Raw genomic sequence first — 2,484 nt, 5'->3', positions numbered from 1 at the left:
TCACCCGGATAAAAAGGTAAGCGGCGCCCAAGCGGCAAAGATCCTTTCCGGTCTGCTCAAGAAGAAAGTCCCCGCGCCTGCCAAGCCGGATGCAGACCTTACTCGAGGAGAAGCGGCTCAACTGGTTTATCAGTCTTTGTGAAATTGTTTCAACTTTATCCCAACTTACCATGAGAAAACCATCCTACTTAAGTCTTATGGGCCTTCTTCTCTGCTGCTCCATCGCGTCGGCTCGGACATCGCCCAACATTATTCTCTTCCTTGTTGATGACATGGGCTTGATGGACACCTCCGTCCCGATGTTGGCAGATCAGGACGGCAAACCAAAACGCCATCCGCTCAACGATTGGTATCGCACCCCGAATATGGAACGGTTGGCCAAGCAGGGGATTCGGTTCTCCCAATTTTACGCCCAGTCAGTTTGCTCGCCGACCAGAGCATCCATCATGACGGGGCAAAACTCTGCCCGTCACCGGGTTACCCAATTCATTTCGCCCGAGAAAAAAAACGCCGGACCAAAGGGCTGGAGATGGGAAGGACTGACCAAAAAGGATGTCACGCTCCCCTCACTCCTAGGCAAGGAGGGATACCATACGATTTTCGCCGGCAAGGCACACTTCGCCCCGGTCGGATTCGCTGGGGAGGATCCAAAAAATCTAGGCTTCGATATAAACATTGCGGGGTGTTCATTCGGGCAACCTGGAAGTTATTACGGAGAAGATGGCTACGGCAATTTGAACCCAAAACGTAAAAAGCGGGCCGTGCCCGGGCTCGAGAAATACCACAAGACCAATGTTTTCCTCTCCGAAGCAATCACCCTTGAAGCCAAAGACGCCATTGATCAATCGTTGAAAAAGCAAAAGCCTTTCTTTCTCTATATGTCTCACTATGCGGTGCATAGCCCATTCAATTCGGACCCTCGGTTTGCTGCCAACTACAAGGATTCAAAGAAACCGAAAAGTGCTCAGGCATACGCTACCTTAATCGAAGGAATCGACAAATCCCTTGGTGACCTGATGGATCACGTCGCAAGCAAAGGCGAGGCTGAAAACACTCTGATTCTGTTTGTTGGCGACAACGGATCGGACGCGCCTTTGGGCCCGGTCCACGGATACTCTAGCTCCGTTCCGCTCCGCGGGAAGAAGGGAACCTGCTACGAGGGTGGGATGCGCGTCCCCTTCATCGCGGGTTGGGCCAAGCCCGGGAAGAAAAATACTTTCCCCATCGCAAGTGATTCTCTTCACAACGATCAGATCGGAACGGTTATGGATCTCTATTCGACCATTCTTGAAACCGCGGGAGCAAAGAACCCCTCGGGTCACGTCGTGGACGGGGTAAGTTTGCTCAAGCAATTGTCGGGTGTGATAAGCCCCGATCGGCCCGATCATTTCATGTGTCACTTTCCCCATTCTCACCGCAGTTCCAACTTCACTGCCTTTCGCAAGGGTGATTGGAAATTGATCTACCGTTACAAAGGACAAACCAAATACGAGCTATACGATTTACAGAAAGATCCATTCGAAACCAATAACTTGGCCGAAAGCGAACCCTTCAAACTGAAGGCAATGACCAAGGCAATGGCCGGTCGACTTGAAAAGGAAGGCGCACTATATCTTTCTGATGGCGACACAGTGTTGAAGCCGGAGATACCGGGCTCTGACTGAACCGTCATTACCCGGGAGTCGCCCGCGGTGAAATTTTTTTGTCCAAATTCAGGCCGCAGCGTGGACCTGATATTAGAACTGGCTTGTCTGCCAAAGATGACCATGGATCACCAACACGACCACGAACGCTTCACCGTTCGATTCTCGTGGTAGTACCGAACCGTACGGATGCCCGGGATATTCTGCAGGAGACGGCGGTTGCTCTTTGGCGTCAGTTTGATTCGTATGACCCGCAGCGGTCGTTCGTGAACTGGGCGATGGGTTTTGCGCGGATTGAGACGCGGCGCTTTCTTGCGCGTGCGCAGCGTCGCGCCCAGCTCTCCGAAAAGGCGATGGCTGCGCTGGAACGAGAAATGGATGGCGAGTCCGGGTTTGCCGTTGAGGTGGAACGGCATCGGGCCACCTGCATGCAAAAACTCGGTGCGAAACAGCGTGCCTTAATTCAGGGATATTACCACGAGAACCGAAGTGTGGAGTGGCTTGCAGAACAAGGCGGGCGGACGGTCGAGGCGGTCTATAAATCAATCCAACGCACACGCCTCGATTTGCAGACGTGTATTCAGAGGCAGATTAGAAACGAAATTATATGAGACCTTCTCAAGATTGGGACGCACTCATCCAGAAGCATCTGGACGGGCAAACGACAGAGGAGGAGGCTCAGGCTCTTTCCGCTGGGATTGAGGACGATGCCAATGCGCGATCGCAATATCTCAAGGCTGCACAGGTTCACGGCGCGTTGGCTGATGAAACGCTGGCCTTGGACGTGGAATCAGAACCGGAGGTGAAGGCAGCTGCGCCGGAACTGCAAAAGGTGATCGGG

The 2,484-nt window shown here is 52.9% G+C and carries 3 protein-coding genes; all 3 read left to right on the top strand.

Features of this window, described 5'->3' with window-relative positions; translation table 11 throughout:
- Positions 1-170: 170 nt before the first annotated feature.
- Positions 171-1,664 (top strand): DUF4976 domain-containing protein, encoded by a 1,494-nt coding sequence (locus EYQ01_09150; protein ID HIE65954.1) that lies wholly within the window; start codon positions 171-173, stop codon positions 1,662-1,664.
- A complete protein-coding gene (locus tag EYQ01_09145; protein HIE65953.1) occupies positions 1,661-2,254 on the top strand; it encodes a sigma-70 family RNA polymerase sigma factor in 594 nt (197 codons plus the stop codon). Before EYQ01_09150 ends, EYQ01_09145 begins: the two co-directional genes overlap by 4 nt.
- Positions 2,251-2,484, top strand: a 234-nt coding sequence (locus EYQ01_09140) for a hypothetical protein (GenBank protein HIE65952.1), incomplete at its 3' end; no start/stop codon positions are given. The genes EYQ01_09145 and EYQ01_09140, both read left to right, overlap by 4 nt.

The sequence above is a fragment of the Candidatus Manganitrophaceae bacterium genome (assembly GCA_012960925.1).
Classification (GTDB): Bacteria; Nitrospirota; Nitrospiria; order SBBL01; family JAADHI01; genus DUAG01.
This window is presented reverse-complemented; position numbering and strand designations above follow the sequence as displayed.

Bases quoted from the DNA above. Each gene is read 5' to 3' on its own strand.
- EYQ01_09150 (HIE65954.1), top strand. From the start codon at position 171: ATGAGAAAACCATCCTACTTAAGTCTTATGGGCCTTCTTCTCTGCTGC.